Source organism: Mesorhizobium sp. M7D.F.Ca.US.004.03.1.1 (assembly GCF_003998635.1).
GTDB lineage: Bacteria > Pseudomonadota > Alphaproteobacteria > Rhizobiales > Rhizobiaceae > Mesorhizobium > Mesorhizobium loti.
The window spans coordinates 1-1,152 of sequence record NZ_RZQG01001350.1; the positions used below are offsets into that span (position 1 = coordinate 1).

At 64.8% G+C, this 1,152-nt stretch carries 2 protein-coding genes; one reads left to right on the plus strand and one right to left on the minus strand.

All coding sequences use genetic code 11. The annotated features are described in order from the left end of the window. On the plus strand, positions 1–474 hold a 474-nt coding region (locus EN935_RS36985; RefSeq protein ID WP_164771732.1), incomplete at its 5' end, for a 2OG-Fe(II) oxygenase family protein. A 52-nt stretch (positions 475–526) separates the two neighbouring features. On the opposite strand, the gene EN935_RS36990 is transcribed toward EN935_RS36985, so the two are convergent. Then, positions 527–1,152, minus strand: a 626-nt coding sequence (locus EN935_RS36990) for an alpha/beta hydrolase (RefSeq protein ID WP_164771733.1), incomplete at its 5' end; no start/stop codon positions are given.

Consider the following 1,152-nt stretch of genomic DNA (forward strand, 5'->3'; position numbering starts at 1 on the left):
CTGCGTGACGCCAATGCCGGGGTCGACACCAGCGGGCCGGAGTTTTCGGTTGTCCACAAGGGTGAGACGCGCACCATCATCGGCCGCGAGCATGCCGATTCCGGCTTCGTCACCTTGCTGGCGCAGGACGGCGTCGAGGGCTTGCAGGCCAAGAACCTTGCCGGCGAATGGATCGACGTGCCGCCGGCCAACGGCACGCTTGCGGTCAATTTCGGCCAGCTGCTGGAACGCTGGACCGGCGGGCGCGTCCGGGCAACGCGGCACCGGGTGATTGCCCCGAAGACGGCGCGCTTCTCGATCCCGTTCTTCTACGAACCGCGCGTCGACGCCGAGATTGCGCCGTTGCCGCTGACCGGCGCGGAGCCCTTCGAGCCGTTTCTCTACGGCGACTATCTCTGGGAAGCGGCGACGAATTTCGTCGAGATGAGCGGCATCAAGCATCTCAGGCAGCCGCGCCGCGCCAAGGCTTCATAAACAAAGCCGCCGGCCGCCTCATGAGAGACGGCCGGCGGGAATCGACGGGCGGTCATCCCGTTTCGCTGACGACCTCGTCCCAGGTCTTCACCTTGGTCTCGCCATAGAGGAAAGGCAGCGCGGCGGCCGTCAGCTCGGGGGCGAAAAAGACGTCGTAATGGGTGCGGTTGGGCAGTATCGCCAGGCGGTTCTGTGACAGGTTCTCGCGCATCCAGCCGGCGTCTTTCAGTCCGCCGCCGAGCATCTGGTAGAACTTGATCTCATGCTCGGGCCGGTACATGTCGCTGTCGCCATAGGCCAGCATGACCGGCATCTTCAGCTTGGCGACGTCGGCGGAGTAGTCGTAGTCCTGGCGCATGAAATTGCCGAGCGCGTCGAACAGCTTCGGGAAATCCTGCGGACGTGGCGCCACTGCCATGTAGGATTTGTACATCGGCGTGTCCTTCATGAAATCGGCCGCCGCCGCACTGACCTGCGCCTGCTGGCCGCGCATCTCGGCGTAGAAGCCGTCCGCGGCGTAGCCGGTCGACACCAGGACAAGCCGGCGCACCGCTTCAGGATGCTGGACGGCCATGCGGAAGGCGACGCCGCCGCCCAGCGAATAGCCCATGACGTCGACCTTGTCGTAGCCAAGCGCCTTGACGATATCAGCCATGTCGTTGCCCATCGCCTCCAGAC